Origin of the sequence: Polynucleobacter tropicus, assembly GCF_013307225.1 — a bacterium.
GTDB lineage: Bacteria > Pseudomonadota > Gammaproteobacteria > Burkholderiales > Burkholderiaceae > Polynucleobacter > Polynucleobacter tropicus.
On sequence record NZ_CP028942.1, the window covers coordinates 701020 to 717635 of the forward strand.

Sequence of the window (16616 nt, forward strand, 5' to 3'; positions counted from 1 at the left end):
AAGATATAGGAATCAAATTCTATATGAATTTTAGGTATTAGGCTTTAGAAACCCATCTTAGCGCTACAAGGGCTAAGAAGAAATAAAACATTGGGGGAATTAAAGCTGTCAAAAGTGCCGGCCATGCGCTCAGCAGCCCCACATTGGAGAATAAAGAATTAAAAAGTTGGAAACTCATGCCAAGCATGATGCCGCCGAATACTTTGATACCCACGCTACCAGCGCGCACCTTTAAATATGCAAAGGGCAGTGCGAGAGCAAGCATCACGAAAATAGTGAGGGGGTAGATCACTTTTTTCCAGAATGCGATCGCATGGCGTTTTGCATCTTGTTTATTTTCTTGGAGATGCGCAATAAAGCGACCCAAGCTCACAATCGACATTTTTTCTGGACTAATTAAGAGCACATTCAAAATTTGGGGCGTTACCTCAGATTCCAAAGTCAAAATCGGGTGAGTAAATGTTTGCGCACTAAATACAGGATTTAGTGGATCAGATTGTTTTATTTCCTTGAAACGTGTCTCGGTTACATCATTGAGAACCCAAATACCACCCTCATCAAAGTGACCAGAGGGTGCACTACGAATGGAAAGCAAATTGTAGGTATCGTTGAATTCATACATGCGAATGTTGCGAATCTCATTGTCCTTATCAACATTTCCCACGTTGACATAACGAACTCCAGGGCGTACAGGACCGCTACCATCCTCATCACGTAGGCGATCTTTAACCCAAACACCGGTCTTAAATTGCGAGGAGTATGTAGCGCCAAGCGCCTTCATACGGATCTGCTCTGACTTATTCTCAGCATATGGACCAGCCCATTCACTCATCACAAGCGTGAGAACGATTAATGGGATAGAAATCTTGGTGAGCGCAATCAGACCGCGCTTCACATCTAATCCAGCGATACGCAGGATGGTGAACTCGGATTGACTGGCCATCATCGCGAACACATAGATACTGCCGATCAGGCCTGCAATAGGAATGATTTCAGAAATACGGCCTGGCGCTTTTAATAAAACATGTAATAGCGCTAGCGGTAGAGTGTAGCTGCCTTGTACTGATCCCAGTTCGCTCAGGATGTCAAAAAATAGAAATAGCGCTACCAATGCAAACAAGATAAAACCAAACGCAACATAAATTTGCTTGGCTAAATAGCGTTCGTAAATATGGGGAAAGAGCAATTTCATTTTTTAGCTAATGCAGCAGGTAATTGACGACGCCACCACTTCACTGATGGGTTAATACGATTACGAATTAATATCGTCGCGATCAGTAAGGCCAGCAGGTGAATAGGCCAGACACCAACAAATACGCTGAACTTTCCTTGGGCAACAAAATTTTGCGTGAGATTCAGTAAGTTGCTGTAAATCAAATAGATGAGAACCGCATAAAACATAGCGGTGTAATTGCCGAGGCGGGGATTGACGTAAGCGAGGGGAATGGCAATGAGCACTAAACCCAATGCCATGAGTGGCAGGCCTATGCGCCATAGCAATTCAGCGCGGTTCGCATTGATGGCATTGGGGTTGCCGTCGTTTAGCAATTCAGAAATGGTTTTTTCTCTATCACGAGGTGCTGGTGCTAGAGCCTCTTTGCTGCGAATCTTGGTGGTGTAGTCATTGAATTCCAATATCCGGAAATCAGGCTCTGTGGGATATCCTTCATAGCGACGCCCATTACGAAGCACGATAGATTTTTCTCCGCCTTCTGAGTTTTGAATGAATCCAGTAGAGGCAACGGCAATGCTCAGGCGCCCATTTTTATTGTCCGCAACGAAAATATTCTTAACTTCACTCTTGTCGACATCAAGCTCTTCGATAAAGAAAATCCGCTCGGCTCGGGCGGATTCTTTGAATTGTCCAGCGCTCACCATCGAGACGTCATCGCGTTGCTGAAAGCGTTGACTAATCAGCGTTGTCTCGCGATTGGCCCAAGGCCACACAAAAAGAGCGAGTAGGGCGATCACAATAATGAGTGGCGTAGCAAATTGCAAAATTGGCCGAATTAAGTTGCTGATACTTAGTCCGCTAGCGAACCAGACGATCATTTCCGAGTCTTTGTACCAACGCACCAAGACAATGAGGGTGGCAACAAATAGTGAAACGGTTAATAAAACAGCAAGGTAACCTAGGGTGGCTAATGCGATCAGTACGATGGCATCCTCGGGGTTGACAGTGCCGTTAGCTGCATAACCTAGGATTCGAATCACCAAGGTGGTGACCATAATGGTTACCAGCACCAAAAAGACCCCACCAGTAGTAAAGCTTAGTTCGCGGCGGAGGGCACTTTTAAAGATCATGGATGGGGGATTTGTCTGGGGCTAAATTAGGACTAACTTTTGGTTTCTGGGGGTTTGATTGCTTATCAGTATGGTTAGACAAATTAGGTTAATCTCATGTCGGAGGATAATGGATAAACATCATAAATCTGTATCTTTAGACCTTAGATCGACCTAAAAGTAACGCAATTCATCATGACTATTCAATTAAGTACCAAGATTTTCCCTCAAGCAGACCTTCAGGGCGCCAAAACTCTTAAATCCAGCCTAAAAACCCTATTAGCCCAAACGACGGATTGTTTGGTTTTGGCTTACTCCAAAACAGATTTGGATGGCTTTGCTGGAACTAAGGCCGCAAAAACAAAATCGGGCCTTTTGGCTGAGTTAGATATTTGTTTAGGTGGGGCTGTAAGTCATGCTCATGTGTTGGGTGATCTGTATGACAAGCAAGCTTCTGTTTGTGTCTTGAGAGCAGACAAGTCATGGTCAGCAAATGCTGTGAAGGCAAAACGTGTGCTGTTAATTTGCTTGGGTGATTTGCATCTATCATCTGAGCGCAGTCTTCATGCCTACTCTAAAGTGGCTCGTGCAGGATTGAAGGCGTTGAGTGGTGGCTCTATTGAGAATGCCATTTGGTTCTCCCCAAGCTTTACGCATTCAAAATCAACCGAGGCAATTGCTCAAGAAGTGCGTCTGACAATTCAATATGCAGGCGACCAGGCTTACCGCTTTGGTGTGCGCCAACCCGCAATGAAATTTAAAGCTAAGGATAAGGCTGACACTTTCAAGCATTTGGTATTTGCAGGCAACGATGCGTGCGCAAAAGAGTTGAAGCTCGCTGTAGAGCAGGGTGGCGCGATGGTTGAGGGTATGAACCTTGCCAAGGATTTGGGTAACTTACCTCCGAATGTATGTACGCCTACCTATCTTGGCAAAACCGCTCAGGGTTTAGCTAAAAAGGCGGGGCTGAAGGTAGAGGTGCTCGGCCTTAAACAAATTCAAGCGCTTGGTATGGGATCTTTTTTATCTGTGGCGCAAGGATCGGAAACGCCACCTCAATTTATCGTGATGCGTCATCAAGGCGGTAAAGCTAGTGAGGCACCGATTGTTTTGGTAGGCAAAGGAATTACTTTTGATACCGGCGGAATTTCATTAAAGCCAGGCGAAGCAATGGATGAAATGAAATACGACATGTGTGGCGCTGCATCAGTCATTGGCACAATGTATTCAGTTGGCCTGATGAAATTGAAGAAGAATGTCATTGGCGTCATTCCTACTTGTGAAAACATGCCTTCAGGCAAAGCAACGCGTCCTGGCGATATTGTGAAGAGCATGTCTGGCCAAACGATTGAAATTCTCAATACGGATGCTGAGGGCCGTTTAATTCTCTGTGATGCGCTTACCTATGTTGAGCGTTTCAAGCCAAAAGCAGTGATTGATATCGCCACTCTTACGGGCGCATGTATCATTGCTTTGGGTCATGTGCATAGCGGCTTGTTCTCTGACGACGAAGATTTGGTGCATGCCATTACCAAAGCAGGTAAAGACTCTTTAGATACCGTATGGAGATTGCCATTAGATGCCGCCTATCACGAGCAATTGAAGTCCAACTTTGCGGATGTGGCCAATATTGGCGGTCGTCCTGCTGGTAGTGTGACTGCGGCTTGTTTTCTCTCGCGCTTTGCTGAGAAATATAAATGGGCGCATCTGGATATCGCAGGCACCGCATGGAAGAGTGGGGCCGCTAAAGGATCTACTGGGCGCCCAGTGCCATTATTAGTGAACTTTTTGCTCGAGCAAAAATAAATCTAGCAACCATGGCAAGAATTGATTTTCACAGCAATGTGGCTGACAAATTGGAATATGCATGCCGTCTGACGCGCAAAATTTGGAGTGCGACACCAGAAGGTCAGCCCGTACGCAATATTGTGATTGTTGGAGAAAAAGCAGATCTCAAAAAGCTGGATGAATTGCTCTGGTCATTTAGTAGTACTGATTTTTTACCCCACTGTTACATTGATGATGAGGCTGCTGCTGAAACGCCTATTGTTCTGAGCGAGAGCTTTGCATCACCATCGCTTGCCGCCATTCCTCATGCTGACGTCATGATTCATCTAGGTATGCGTATGCCTACTGATGTGCCAGCTTTGGTTGCGAGATTTCCCCGTATTGTTGAAGTGGTGACAGTTAATGAGGCTGAGCGTTTAGCGGGGCGCGAGCGTTATAAAGCCTATCGTGAACTTGGTCACGAGCTGCACAACTTTGACCAATCTCAATCTAAATAAAAGTAAATCCCCATTTTTCATGTTGATTCATCCACAGTTTGATCCTGCTGCGATACGCATTGGTTCTTTTGCGATTCACTGGTATGGATTAATGTATCTCATGGCGTTTGCTCAATTCTTGTTGCTTGGTCGTTTGCGTATTCGGGCGCCACGCTATCAAGTCTTAGGTTGGACTTATAAAGATCTAGAGGACTTACTATTTGCAGGTGTCTTGGGTGTAGTGCTTGGTGGGCGTATTGGCTATACCCTGTTCTATATGCCTGGTTTTTATCTTGCACATCCATTGAATATTTTGAAGATTTGGGAAGGCGGTATGTCTTTTCATGGTGGCCTCTTGGGTGTGTTGCTGGCTTTGCTCTGGTTCGCTAAAAAGAAGGGCACGCAATTTTTCGTTGTCAGTGATTTGGTTGCGCCTTTAGTACCGTTTGGATTGGCCTTTGGGCGTCTGGGCAACTTTGTTAATGGTGAGCTTTGGGGCAGACCAACGGACTTGCCTTGGGCGATGGTGTTTCCCTTGGTGGATTCAATTCCACGCCATCCTTCCCAAATTTATCAATTGCTTGGAGAGGGTGTCTTGCTTGGGGTGGTGTTATGGATCTACGCAAGCAAGCCTAGAAGGGTAGGTCAGATCTCCGGTTTATTCCTGTTGGGTTATGGCGTATGTCGTTTCTTGGCGGAATACGCTAGGGAGCCCGATGCATTTTTAGGCCTCTTAGGCCTTGGCTTATCTATGGGTCAATGGCTTTGCGTACCCATGGTCATCTTTGGCATCTATCTAATGCAACGCAGATTAACGTCTTTGGCTTCATAATTTGAGTTAAGTGAAGTGCGAACCCTGTTTAATCTTTGTAAGTCATTAGAAAGTTATTCAAATGCTTGAAAAGTTAGCAAAAGCGCGATATTTCTCAAGAGTCACAGGCGCAGTTAATCGTCTGATTTCTGAGCGAGGCGAGTCTAATGCCCTAAGTATGGCGGACGATGTATTTAATAACTATCGTAAGCTCACCAAAGATCAGCATCTAAAGTTTTTTACTTTTTTATTTGAGAAATTAAATCCGGATCCTGTTGCAGTGATGAGTGCTGCGCAAAACTTTTCCGTAGAAGCTAGCGCGCGCAACTACATTAAATTGCAGCGGGTTGCGGAACCACCAAGACAAGAATTATTTCGTCGCTTAAATCGCGCAACGAACGGAACTGCCGACTTAGTTGCAATGCGTCGTGATTTATTGCAGCTACTGGATAAACAGCCTGAGCTGACTGCAGTGGATTTCGATTTGCGTCATCTCTTATCTTCATGGTTTAACCCTGGTTTTCTGAAAATGCACCAGGTTGACTGGAAGTCGCCAGCGGAGATATTGGAGAAGTTGATTCAACACGAGGCTGTCCATGCTATTGATGGTTGGGATGATCTACGCAGACGTCTACAGCCTGACCGTCGTTGCTTTGCCTTCTTTCATCCGCAGTTACCTAATGAGCCTCTGATCTTCGTTGAGGTTGCATTACTCCCGGAGATTCCAGCGGTGATTACGCCTTTGGTAGACAAGAAGGCAGAGACCGTGCATCAGACATCGCAATACAAAGTTGCCGCTTTTTATTCCATTAGTAACTGCGAACCTGGTTTACGTGGCGTTTCCATGGGCAACTTCTTGATTAAACGTGTTGCCGAGAAATTGCATGCTGAATTCCCTGGCATTAAAACCTTTGTAACGCTTTCTCCTATCCCAGGATTTATTGATTGGGTTGCTGCGGGCGCCGATATAAGCGATGAAAAAACCGGTGTTCAACTAAAACCAGCGGTTCGATTGGCTCGAGAGCAATCTTTGGAGGTGTTGGATCTGGCTAATCGATCTTGGACGGAGCGACTCAGCGCTGGATGGCATCCCGATACTGCAACGGAAAAAGAAAAGTCTGCATTACTCTGTCTTGCGAGTATTTATCTTGCTTTGGGGTCTGCTGGTAGAAACGGCAATCCAGTTGCTAAGTTTCACTTGGGTAATGGTGCCAAGTTGCATCAAATCAATTGGGCGGGGGATTTATCTCGTAAAGGCTTGCGCCAATCCGCCTCTTTGATGGTCAATTACCTATACGACTTATCTTCTGTGGAAGAAAATCATGAGCGCTTTACCCATGGAGAAATTGATTATTCCCGTGCTGTAGGGCGTTTAATGCAGGTCTGATTTGCCGTGGAGGGTATTTAGGAGGGGCATCAAAGGCAGAATCCCAACGAGTGATTCGCTTTAGAATGGAGAGAACTGGGCACCAAAATCCAGGCTATATAAATAGTAGAAGAATGAACTAATGAGGAGATCAGCATGAGCAACAAATTTCATTTGAATGCAGGCCAATCAAAGCCAAATACTATTCGTCGGCAATTATTGGCTGGATCAGCCGCTTTGCCTTTGGCGGGAGTGATGGGTTACGGCTCAAATGCATCAGCCCAGGGCGCGACCAAGACATTGAATATTTCTCATCAATTTCCTGGTGGAACAATTCAGGCAGGTGATTTTCGCGATCGTCTGTGCAGAAAATTTGCTGAATCTGTAGAAAAGCGCACTAAGGGGGCATTGAAATTTCAGGTTTATCCAGGATCGTCATTGATGAAAACCAATGCGCAATTCAGTGCAATGCGTAAGGGTGCCTTGGATATCTCACTGTTTCCAATGCCATATGCAGGCGGTGAAGTGCCAGAGTTGAATATTGGATTAATGCCGGCATTGGTGAGTAGCTACGAGCAGGCAGCCAAGTGGAAGACTGCGGAAGTCGGTCGCATGCTAACTAAGGTTTTGGAAGATAAGGGAATTATTCTTTTGAGTTGGGTTTGGCAAGCGGGTGGTGTCGCAAGTCGCTCAAAGTCAATTGTTCTACCGGAGGATGTTAAAGGCTTAAAGATCCGTGGTGGTAGCCGTGAGTTTGATTTGATGCTCAAAGCTGCTGGCGCTTCGGTGATCTCCCTACCATCCAATGAGATTTATGCTGCAATGCAGACTGGCGCAATGGATGCAGCCTATACCTCTTCTACCAGTTTCATGTCATTTAAGTTGGAAGAGCTTGCTAAGGCTTTTACAAGCGCCCGTCAAAAATCCTATTGGTTCATGTTGGAGCCTTTGATGATGTCAAAACAAATTTTTGACTCATTGCCAAAAGACCAGCGTGATGCATTGATGGCTGCTGGTGCCGAAATGGAAAAGTTTGGAATGGATGCGGCGAAGGATGACGATAAGACTGCAGCCCTAGCTTATGCAAGAGCTGGTAGTAAGGTGTCTGATGTTGATGCCGCAGTTGTAGAAAAGTGGAAAGCAATTGCTCGTGATACCGCATGGAAAGATTACTCAGAGAAGAACGAAAGTTGTGCGGCATTACTTAAAGCTGCGGAAAAAATAAGCTGATATGAGTGAGCTTTTGCAAGCGACTGACCGCTTTATGTCAGGCATTAATCGACTGATGGTCTTTTTAGGGTCATTGGCCTTGGTCGCAGCCTCAGTAATTTTGAGTTACAGCGTAGCTTCCCGTGCTTTTTTTGGGGCTACGACAGATTGGCAAGATGAGGCTGCGGTTTTCTGCTTAGTAGGTGCGACATTTTTGTGTGGTGCCTATGTGCAGCAAATTCGGGGGCACGTTGGGATCTCTGCGATCTCGACAATGCTTCCTAAGGCGGTCAACCAGGTCAGAGTCTTGCTGATTGACATTGCATCATTTGCTTTTTGTGCATTCTTCGCTTGGAAGTCATGGACTTTATTTCATGAGGCTTGGGTGGATGGTCAAGTTACATCATCCTCATGGGCGCCACCTTTGTGGATTCCATACATCATGATGTCGATCGGGATGACTTTATTGGCATTCCAAGTTTTGCTCCAAGCGTTTGGAGATGTAGTTAATCCAAACAAAGGGGAATAGCATGTCTATCATGATGCTCGGGTTGTTATTTGGCGTAGTCACTTTGTTGATTATGTTCTCAGGCATGCCAATTTCATTTGCGCTTGGCTCTGTCGCAGTTGTATTTATGTTCTTCTTCATGCCAGCTTCTTCATTAGATACAGTTACCCAGAACGTATATGAAGAGATGGCGAGCATTACCTTACTCTCAATTCCGCTATTCATTTTGAAGGGCGCGGCTATTGGTCGATCACGCGCTGGTCAAGATTTGTACGAGGCATTGCATGTTTGGTTAGGCAAGGTTCCTGGTGGACTTGGCGTTGCAAACGTGCTGGCTTGCGCATTATTTGCTGCAATGGCGGGTTCAAGTCCGGCAACTTGCTCAGCAATTGGTAGCGCTGGCATACCAGAGATGCGTAAGCGTGGATATTCCTCCGGCTTAGCGGCAGGCATCATTGCCGCCGGTGGAACACTCGGCATCTTGTTGCCCCCTTCCATCACCATGATTCTTTACTCTGTTGCTGCGGAGCAATCATTGGGCAGATTATTCCTCGCGGGTATTGGCCCTGGTTTGATGTTAGTAGTCTTTTTCTCTATGTATACCGTATATCGTTTCCGCAAGGAATACAACATAGCTCTAAATGCAGTAGAGAAGGGCGCTCCAAAGCAGGCTATTTTGGAGCGACAGACTTACACCATGCAGCAGAAAATGAGTTCACTCCCTCGCGTACTGCCATTCTTGGTTCTATTGATTGGTGTGATGGTTGCTTTGTATGGAGGTTATGCAACTCCATCTGAGACTGCTGGCCTTGGTGCGATTTTGGCTTTTGCCTTGATTGCGGGCATCTACAAGATGTGGCGCGTCAAAGATTTATCGCCATTGCTCAATGCCACCATTAAAGAGTCCACCATGCTGATGTTTATTATTGGCATGTCTTTATTGTTCTCAAATGTCATGAGTCATTTGCATTTAAGTCAGTCGGCGGCGCAAGCCATTGTCGATCTTGGCTTGGGTAGATGGGGTCTTTTAACTGCCATCTTGATTCTGGTGATTATTTTGGGATTCTTTTTGCCACCAGTGTCGATCATTTTGATGACAGCACCTATCTTTTTGCCACCATTGCGTGCCGCAGGATTTGACTTGGTGTGGTTTGGTGTTGTGATGACCATCGTGATGGAAACAGGATTAATACATCCACCGGTAGGTCTCAATATCTTTGTGATTAAAAATATTGCACCCGATATTTCCCTAAATGAAATCATTTATGGAGTTCTACCATTTGTTGTGATCATGATTCTCTCGGTTGTGCTTCTCTGCTTTATGCCAGAGATTGCTACTGGTTTATCTGACTACGTTATGGGACCAGCAAGGGTTCATTGATTGAATTGAAATAACTGCATTTACTAGGACTACTTCATGAATTTGTATTCAGTATTGGAAAAAGGCTTTCCAAAAGATAAATCAGCCTGCGCCATTGAGACCCATGATGGCTTGTATTACTCATGGAGTGACTTGGAGCGAGCTACAGCCAAGCTCGCGAATTTATTGAAGAGTCTGAAGCTCCCGGCAGGTGCTCGAGTTGCAGTTCAAGTTGAAAAATCTCCTGAAGCCCTGTTTTTGTACTTAGCTACGATCCGCGCTGGTTATGTCTACTTGCCACTCAATACCGCCTATCAAGCGGCTGAGATGCAGTACTTCATTGAAAACGCTGAGCCAGCTCTAGTGGTCTGCAGTAGTAAGAATTACTCCTGGGTATCGAAGGTTGCAACCAAGGCGGGCACAAAACATGTCCTAACCTTAGATGACAACCGCACTGGTACTTTGCTTGAGCGCGCAGGTAAGTTGAGCGATGTGTTTAAAACAGTAACCACTAAAGACGATGACTTAGCTGCTATCTTGTACACCTCTGGCACTACTGGTCGCAGTAAAGGTGCAATGCTGACTCATAAGAATCTGTATAGCAATGCTCAAGTGTTGCAAAAGTATTGGGGTTGGGTAAAAGGTGACGTGCTCTTACACGCTTTGCCAATTTTCCACGTGCATGGTCTTTTTGTAGCGGCGCATGGCGCACTGATCAACGGTAGCAAGATGATTTGGTTGCCACGTTTGGATGTGGCGCAGTTAATTCATCACATGCCTAATTCAACAGTGCTGATGGGTGTGCCAACTTTCTATGTTCGCCTCCTAGCTGATAAAGGATTTAATAAGGAAGTAGCACGCAATATGCGTCTATTTATTTCAGGCTCAGCACCATTGCTTACTGAAACCTTTAATACCTTCAAAAAGGTTATTGGTCAGCCCATTTTAGAGCGCTATGGCATGAGTGAGACAGTGATGCTGGTCTCTAATCCATGCAAAGGTCCGCGCGTAGGCGGATCAGTTGGATTGCCATTGCCGGGCGTGAAAGTGCGCGTGGTAGATGATAAAAATAAACCATGCGGCGTGAATGACATCGGTAGCATTCAGGTAAAAGGCCCGAATGTATTTAAAGGCTACTGGCGCATGCCAGAAAAAACCGCAGAAGAATTTACCAAAGACGGTTGGTTTAAGACTGGTGACGTAGGTCGTTGGGGTGGTGAGGCCAATGGCGGCAAAGCTCCAAATGATTACCTGTGCATCGTTGGACGCAGCAAGGACTTGATTATTTCTGGTGGTTACAACGTGTATCCAAAAGAAATCGAAGGTTTTATTGATGATATGGATGGCGTGGATGAGAGCGCGGTAATTGGTATTCCACATCCTGATTTTGGTGAGGCAGTAATGGCAATCGTAGTCCCTAAAGCGGGTGCCAAGTTGAATGCCGATGCCATGATTGCAACACTGAAAACCCAGATTGCTAACTTTAAGATTCCAAAGCGTTTAGAGATTGTTTCAGATTTACCGCGTAATGCAATGGGTAAAGTGCAGAAGAATATTCTGCGTCAGCAATACAGCAGTTGATTCAGTAGCTGTTAGAAACCAAATGCCTTGCGGCTTTCATTAAACATGAAGGCTGCAAGGAAAAACAGCATGATGCCAAAGACGCGTTTGAGTTGAGCGACGTTAAGTTTTCTGGCCATCTTGGCGCCAAAGGGTGCCGTAAAGATACTCACAATCACAATGCAGGCGACCGCAGGCAAGTACACAAACCCTAAAGATCCTGATGGAAGGTTGGGGTTACCCCAGCTGCCATACATATAACCAATAGTTGCAGCCAGCGAAACTGGAAGACCTAAGCCTGAAGAGGTTGCCATTGCTGTGTGTGGCTTTACATTGCACCAAAGCATAAATGGCACGGTAATAAAGGCGCCACCTGCGCCAACGAGACTGGCTAAAGCGCCTGCGAAGGTTCCGAAGGAGAAAAGACCGATAACACCAGGCAGATCTCTGCCCGCTGTAGGCTTCTTATTCAGCAGCATCTGAATTGATGTGTAAACAATAAAAATAGCAAAGAACAATGAAAGCCAAGATGTCTTTAAAGCTTCAAATAATTCACTTCCACCAACAAGTCCGCCAAAAATCATTCCGGGGCTGAGTGATGCGACTAATTTCCAATCAATCGAGCCGTGTTTGTGGTGAGCCCAAATGGCGGAAGAGGTGGTAAATAAAATTGTGGCCATGCCTGTAGCGATAGCCATGTGCACAATCACCTCTTGATTAAAGCCGAGGTGATTAAAAACAAGAATCATGAACGGCACCAAGATCATGCCGCCACCAATGCCAAGAAGTCCTGCTAAAAACCCGGAGATGCTTCCACACAGCATCAACATCAAGATATCGCTTAGTAACATGAATTCCCCGCCTTAGCCGCTAGGCCGTCATCCTGAACCCAAAGGTTCAAGGTGGAACGGCTACTTTGTTTCGGGTGCATTAAGGAGTTCAGGGAGAAACCAAGTCTGAGTTGGCACTGTGAACCCGCAAAACGCTCACGCCCACAAGGTAAAGATCGTTCCTGATGCTTGCGCATCGGTTCAAGGAACTATTGGCCTTGGCGAACCAGGCAGGGAAAGAGTTTGCATCAAAGCGTCCACTTGATCTTCGAGGCTCCGTATCTCTGCTTGAAGACGGCTAACTTCATCAGAGCTGACATTAGAGGAAGAGCTTTGTTGCGCTGAATTTTTTTGCAGCTTAATTAGGTCACCAGCAATTTTGAGTGCGGCCATCATGCTGGCGCGCTCAATGCTGCGATTGCCACCACTAATGGCAAGTTGAATTTGTTCGTCAACTAATACGCAGGCTGCACGAAGCAGTGGTTCATGTTCAGCGCTGGTGGCTAAAGTGATTTTTTGACCAGCAAGGGTTACTTCAATGCGTTGTTGGCTCACTGTCGTCCTCTGGATTAGTTGTTGGAATTGTTTCGCCAAGTAAGTTGAGTTGGCGTCCATCGTTTTGCTCTGGCAAGCGACTCAAAATACGTTGTACACGTTTTTGAGCATCCTCAATCTTTCCCTCAAGTTGCACTCGACTCTGAGTCAGGTTGCGCACAGCATCTTGAACAAGAGAAATCTTTTCAGATAAGCGCTGAATTGACGCGCTGAGGTCATCAAGACTTGGGGGCAGGGAGGTTGGCTCGCTCATATGGGCATTGTAGCCTCAGGCGGGAGTTATTTCATATCAATTAAGGCTCATATGCTATAGTGGGCGTGCTGATGGTGCTTCAAAGCCCTAAAGGGGCATTGAAGTTAAACGGGAAGCACTAACCAAACGTGCGCTGTCCCCGCAACGGTAAGCGAGTGTGCTTTAAGTACTCAGTATTTCAGTAAACCACTGTGCAATCTAATTGCATGGGAAGGTGAAATACCTAAACTCGCCAGCCCGGATACCGGCCTCAGTAGGTAGAGTTTGCAACGTGGGAGTTTGCGCGCCGATTGGTTAATGATTAACCTCAGCATGCTATTTCTATTTGTGAACTTTGTTCGGACTAATTAACGGGGAAGTTAATTGGTCACCGAATACTGAAAGTCCAATGTGAAGCATTTTTTTCAAAAAAGTAAGTTAACCAAGTTATTGCTTGGTGGAGTATTTGCAGTATCCAGTCTTAACTCCTATTCCCAATCCTCGAGTCAGCAAACGGTTGTTGTGACAGGTTCTCGTTTTGAGGAGAACTTAAACGAGGTTCCTGCAAACGTAACAGTGATCACTCGAGATGAAATAGCAAACTCAACATCTCAAAATATTCCAGATGTCTTGTCGCAAATTGGAGGCTTAAATGTAAGAAGCACCAATGGTGGGCAGTTAAATTTGGATGCTACCGTTGATATGGGTGGCTATGGTGCTACTGCAAGTAGTAATACCCTTGTCCTTGTTGATGGGCAAAGAATTAATCCGATTGATTCGGGCAACGTTAACTGGGAATCAGTCCCAATTGACTCAATTGAAAGAATTGAGATTTTAAGGGGTGGTGCAAGCGTCCAATATGGCAATGGTGCGGTTGGTGGCGTAATTAACATTATTACCAATGGCAATCGAGCAAAATTAAACCAAGCAAGCATTAGTTATGGCAGCTTTGGCACCACTATTGGTAATGCTATTGTTCGTGACAGTGTTGATAAAACTACTTATCAAGTAACCGCTAATACTTCAAATTCAAATGGTTGGCGACAGAATTCTGCTGCAAATGCTTATTCATTTGATGGAAAAATTACTCAGTCATTTGGCGGTATAGATAAAATTTATACCGATCTTTTTTATGCATATACAAATGCTCAGAACCCTGGCGGAGTGGTTGGTGAAGTCGGGTCTGGAAATCCTCAAGCCCCTAAATTTAATAACGTTGGAGCTAACACGACTGTAAGCAACTCCGGTATCCGATTTGGCGGCACTAAAGAGCTTAGCTCGCAAAATATTGCTGAGCTTGACGGATATTACTCAAATAAGTCTACATTTTTTTATACACCATACTATGACAGTACTGCGGCAATAGGAGTTGGCAATTACGGTGCTGGCAATAGCAACCTAAATGGTTGGACAATGAATCTTAGTCCGCGATTTAAGTCAACCTTTAATGGTTTTGGCAGTGGAATTTTGGGTTATGAGTTTAATCAGTCTAGCCAGGGTGGCTATAACGCATACAGTCCAAATACCTATGCTGCAATGCTTGCGGCGAATAAAATTAAAAATCCAAGCTCAACTGAGCAAGGTACTCAATCTGCCAGTCAGCTCAATCAGTCGATATATGGAATTCTAAAGCTGGTTCTAGTGGAAAGCGTTGACTTTAGTGGTGGATTTCGACATCAAACACAAAGTGCCACGGCTTACGATAATTCCTTAACGACAGCCTATAACTCTAATGCAGGTAAAAATGCTAGCAAAACTTTTTCCGCCAATGCAGGAGATGTAGCTTTAAATTACAACTATCAGAAAAATCAAAGAATCTATATTAAGTGGAATCAGTCTTATAGATTCCCCAATATTGATGAGTATTGGGGTTGGGATCAAGCAACCTATAACAGAGCATTTAGCGGAATTTTGAAACCTCAAACGACCCAGGCTTATGAGATTGGCGGAGACTGGTTAATTGGCAATTTAAAGCTTCATGGAGCCGCATTCTCTTCCGTTACGCAGAATGAGATTCGATATGATGTAGATAGTGGAAACAATATTAATTCTGACTATTACATTAATCGTAGAGGCATAAATCTAGATGCGTCATCAAGTCTAACCAATAGATTAACGCTTGCTGCGGGTGGGCAATTTCAAAATTCCGTTTATGCAAATGGTCCTTATGCAGGTTACGCTGTAGCTTTGGCACCAAACCTATTGCTTAATGCGAGAGCTAATTATGCAGTTGATTCCAATTGGTCCTTGGGCGGGGTTGTTAATTTTGTTAGCAGCCAGCGTTACGATACAGGGGTGAGTGCCTGGACTGATTACAACTCATTAAGCCAAATGCCTGCATACACCACGGGTGATGTGTTTGTGAACTACGCAGAAAAGCAATGGGATGTAAAGTTTATTGTTAAGAACGTAGGAAATGCCCACTATGCAACAACTGGGGGTTATGCATTCATCACAAATGCTAGTGGAGCCTCTGGCTACAACTATTACTACTATCCCTCTGATGGCAGATCAGTCTTTTTGACGGCTAAATATAGTTTTAACTGAGATTTGGAAAGAGGACTGCCATTGGCATTCCTCATAAATATGCAGTCCATCACGGAGTTACATCAAGCCGCTTGTGACCAAGGCAGTGATACTTATGTCGATCCATCTTCTGGATATCAGGTGTTTACTAGCGCAGCGCTTCTTAAACAGGGAAGGTGTTGCGGCAATTCTTGTCGCCATTGCCCATATGGCCGTATCAATGTTCCGAAGCAGACGTCTAAGGTAGCTGGGTGATGAATTCTTATTGCAACGCAGCAAAAACCAAAAGACTTGACCAAGGTCAATAAGCCTACAATAGAGGCCTAGGACAAAAGATTCATGACTGCATTAGATAAGCACCCCGAAAAAAACCTGATTCGCCTTCAGTTGAGCCAAAACTGTGTACTAAATAGCCTGGATTCAGCTGCAATGGCAGATTTAGAGCGCCATTTAGAGATTTCAGACCTCAAAAAGTCTGAGATTCTGTTGCATCAGGGTGATCATCAGATGGAGCAGTACTTTGTGCTGGACGGAATTCTGAAGCGCATCGTATCTAGCGCAGACGCCAAAGAGATGATTTTGCGCTTTTCCATTGAAAAAGACATTGAGACTAGTTACGCTGCGTGGCGCCTAAAGACCGCAGCTCCATATAGCATTGCCAGCGTTACAAAAGCCCGCGTAGCTCGTATGCCCCTTAAAAAGTGGGCAGAGTTTTTGGAGGAGCATAAGTCGCTTAAAGAGAGCTTTGAGTTTGAGGTGATGCGCTTGATGAGCGAAATCATGGCTCACACGATTACCTTGCACATGCTTGATGCCCCGGGCAGGGTAGAGCGTTTTCTGCGTAAGTACGAAGACCTCTTTGAACTCCTCCCTAAGAAGGAGTTGGCCGCTTATTTGAACCTCTCCCCAGAGACCTTAAGCCGCCTCAAAACCAAGCATAAAGAGCTCTTCATTTAAGCCTTTTAGAAGGGGGTAACCCCCTTTAGGATCAAGGATTTGAGGGAAATTGACCGAAGTCAATGATGATCCCCACCCTCAAGCCTAATATTCACATCAGCCTAAGCGGGTCCCAAAACCCGTTGTGCGATTAATAACTTTATTGGAGACGGTAG

The 16616-nt window shown here is 45.2% G+C and carries 15 protein-coding genes, 1 other RNA gene, 1 pseudogene and 1 riboswitch; of the genes and pseudogenes, 11 read left to right on the forward strand and 6 right to left on the reverse strand.

Annotated elements, in window-relative coordinates:
- Nucleotides 1-37: 37 nt before the first annotated feature.
- Nucleotides 38-1192, reverse strand: a complete 1155-nt coding sequence (lptG, locus tag DCO17_RS03755) for an LPS export ABC transporter permease LptG (RefSeq protein WP_173955465.1) — start codon at nt 1190-1192, stop codon at nt 38-40.
- Entirely contained in the window at nt 1189-2304 is a 1116-nt protein-coding gene (lptF, locus tag DCO17_RS03760) for an LPS export ABC transporter permease LptF (protein WP_173955466.1), read from the reverse strand. The genes lptG and lptF overlap by 4 nt, the downstream gene beginning before the upstream one ends.
- A gap of 174 nt (nt 2305-2478) precedes the next feature.
- On the opposite strand from lptF, the gene DCO17_RS03765 reads away from it, so the two are divergent.
- From DCO17_RS03765 to DCO17_RS03800, 8 genes are all read left to right on the forward strand, one after another.
- Nucleotides 2479-4089 (forward strand): leucyl aminopeptidase, encoded by a 1611-nt coding sequence (locus tag DCO17_RS03765; RefSeq protein ID WP_173955467.1) that lies wholly within the window; start codon nt 2479-2481, stop codon nt 4087-4089.
- A gap of 11 nt (nt 4090-4100) precedes the next feature.
- Nucleotides 4101-4568, forward strand: coding sequence for a DNA polymerase III subunit chi (locus DCO17_RS03770; RefSeq protein WP_173955468.1), 468 nt, complete (start codon nt 4101-4103; stop codon nt 4566-4568).
- A 19-nt stretch (nt 4569-4587) separates the two neighbouring features.
- Nucleotides 4588-5379 carry a prolipoprotein diacylglyceryl transferase gene (gene lgt / locus DCO17_RS03775; protein WP_173955469.1) on the forward strand — a complete coding sequence of 264 codons (792 nt, stop codon included), beginning with the start codon at nt 4588-4590 and terminating at the stop codon, nt 5377-5379.
- Nucleotides 5380-5440: 61 nt separating this feature from the next.
- Nucleotides 5441-6745: a malonyl-CoA decarboxylase domain-containing protein gene (locus DCO17_RS03780; protein ID WP_173955470.1), complete on the forward strand. Its 1305-nt coding sequence runs from the start codon at nt 5441-5443 to the stop codon at nt 6743-6745.
- A 135-nt stretch (nt 6746-6880) separates the two neighbouring features.
- The gene (gene dctP, locus DCO17_RS03785; RefSeq protein ID WP_437342813.1) at nt 6881-7954 is read left to right on the forward strand and encodes a TRAP transporter substrate-binding protein DctP; all 1074 of its coding nucleotides are present in this window, start codon (nt 6881-6883) and stop codon (nt 7952-7954) included.
- A gap of 1 nt (nt 7955) precedes the next feature.
- Nucleotides 7956-8462 (forward strand): TRAP transporter small permease, encoded by a 507-nt coding sequence (locus tag DCO17_RS03790; RefSeq protein ID WP_173955471.1) that lies wholly within the window; start codon nt 7956-7958, stop codon nt 8460-8462.
- Between the two features lies 1 nt (nt 8463).
- Nucleotides 8464-9822 (forward strand): TRAP transporter large permease, encoded by a 1359-nt coding sequence (locus tag DCO17_RS03795; protein WP_173955472.1) that lies wholly within the window; start codon nt 8464-8466, stop codon nt 9820-9822.
- Between the two features lie 36 nt (nt 9823-9858).
- Complete coding sequence (locus DCO17_RS03800; protein ID WP_173955473.1) at nt 9859-11382, forward strand: malonate--CoA ligase; 1524 nt, start codon at nt 9859-9861, stop codon at nt 11380-11382.
- A gap of 11 nt (nt 11383-11393) precedes the next feature.
- On the opposite strand, the gene DCO17_RS03805 is transcribed toward DCO17_RS03800, so the two are convergent.
- The 4 genes and pseudogenes from DCO17_RS03805 to DCO17_RS03820 all read right to left on the reverse strand — a co-directional run bounded on the left by DCO17_RS03805 (nt 11394) and on the right by DCO17_RS03820 (nt 12999).
- Nucleotides 11394-12212, reverse strand: a complete 819-nt coding sequence (locus DCO17_RS03805; protein WP_173955474.1) for a sulfite exporter TauE/SafE family protein — start codon at nt 12210-12212, stop codon at nt 11394-11396.
- Nucleotides 12213-12431, reverse strand: a non-coding RNA gene (gene ssrS / locus DCO17_RS03810) — 6S RNA.
- 99 nt (nt 12432-12530) lie between these two features.
- Nucleotides 12531-12806: pseudogene (locus DCO17_RS10540) on the reverse strand (cell division protein ZapA); the annotation flags it as partial.
- Nucleotides 12727-12999, reverse strand: a complete 273-nt coding sequence (locus tag DCO17_RS03820; RefSeq protein WP_173955475.1) for a hypothetical protein — start codon at nt 12997-12999, stop codon at nt 12727-12729. The pseudogene DCO17_RS10540 and the gene DCO17_RS03820, both read right to left, overlap by 80 nt.
- A gap of 55 nt (nt 13000-13054) precedes the next feature.
- Nucleotides 13055-13265, forward strand: a riboswitch (cobalamin riboswitch).
- 124 nt (nt 13266-13389) lie between these two features.
- Between DCO17_RS03820 and DCO17_RS03825 the strand changes: the two genes are divergently transcribed.
- The 3 genes from DCO17_RS03825 to DCO17_RS03835 all read left to right on the forward strand — a co-directional run bounded on the left by DCO17_RS03825 (nt 13390) and on the right by DCO17_RS03835 (nt 16461).
- Nucleotides 13390-15525 (forward strand): TonB-dependent receptor, encoded by a 2136-nt coding sequence (locus DCO17_RS03825; RefSeq protein WP_254598811.1) that lies wholly within the window; start codon nt 13390-13392, stop codon nt 15523-15525.
- 21 nt (nt 15526-15546) lie between these two features.
- Nucleotides 15547-15759, forward strand: a complete 213-nt coding sequence (locus tag DCO17_RS03830) for a C1orf53 family protein (protein WP_217425444.1) — start codon at nt 15547-15549, stop codon at nt 15757-15759.
- Between the two features lie 84 nt (nt 15760-15843).
- Entirely contained in the window at nt 15844-16461 is a 618-nt protein-coding gene (locus tag DCO17_RS03835; protein ID WP_173955476.1) for a Crp/Fnr family transcriptional regulator, read from the forward strand.
- Nucleotides 16462-16616: the final 155 nt, after the last annotated feature.

What these genes read in the sequence shown, in the direction of transcription:
- DCO17_RS03795 (WP_173955472.1), top strand. Translation starts at nt 8,464, where the DNA reads ATGTCTATCATGATGCTCGGGTTGTTATTTGGCGTAGTCACTTTGTTG.
- lptG (WP_173955465.1), bottom strand. Translation starts at nt 1,192, where the DNA reads ATGAAATTGCTCTTTCCCCATATTTACGAACGCTATTTAGCCAAGCAA.
- DCO17_RS03770 (WP_173955468.1), top strand. Translation starts at nt 4,101, where the DNA reads ATGGCAAGAATTGATTTTCACAGCAATGTGGCTGACAAATTGGAATAT.
- DCO17_RS03835 (WP_173955476.1), top strand. Translation starts at nt 15,844, where the DNA reads ATGACTGCATTAGATAAGCACCCCGAAAAAAACCTGATTCGCCTTCAG.
- DCO17_RS03780 (WP_173955470.1), top strand. Translation starts at nt 5,441, where the DNA reads ATGCTTGAAAAGTTAGCAAAAGCGCGATATTTCTCAAGAGTCACAGGC.
- lptF (WP_173955466.1), bottom strand. Translation starts at nt 2,304, where the DNA reads ATGATCTTTAAAAGTGCCCTCCGCCGCGAACTAAGCTTTACTACTGGT.
- DCO17_RS03820 (WP_173955475.1), bottom strand. Translation starts at nt 12,999, where the DNA reads ATGAGCGAGCCAACCTCCCTGCCCCCAAGTCTTGATGACCTCAGCGCG.
- DCO17_RS03790 (WP_173955471.1), top strand. Translation starts at nt 7,956, where the DNA reads ATGAGTGAGCTTTTGCAAGCGACTGACCGCTTTATGTCAGGCATTAAT.
- DCO17_RS03800 (WP_173955473.1), top strand. Translation starts at nt 9,859, where the DNA reads ATGAATTTGTATTCAGTATTGGAAAAAGGCTTTCCAAAAGATAAATCA.
- DCO17_RS03805 (WP_173955474.1), bottom strand. Translation starts at nt 12,212, where the DNA reads ATGTTACTAAGCGATATCTTGATGTTGATGCTGTGTGGAAGCATCTCC.
- dctP (WP_437342813.1), top strand. Translation starts at nt 6,881, where the DNA reads ATGAGCAACAAATTTCATTTGAATGCAGGCCAATCAAAGCCAAATACT.
- DCO17_RS03765 (WP_173955467.1), top strand. Translation starts at nt 2,479, where the DNA reads ATGACTATTCAATTAAGTACCAAGATTTTCCCTCAAGCAGACCTTCAG.
- lgt (WP_173955469.1), top strand. Translation starts at nt 4,588, where the DNA reads ATGTTGATTCATCCACAGTTTGATCCTGCTGCGATACGCATTGGTTCT.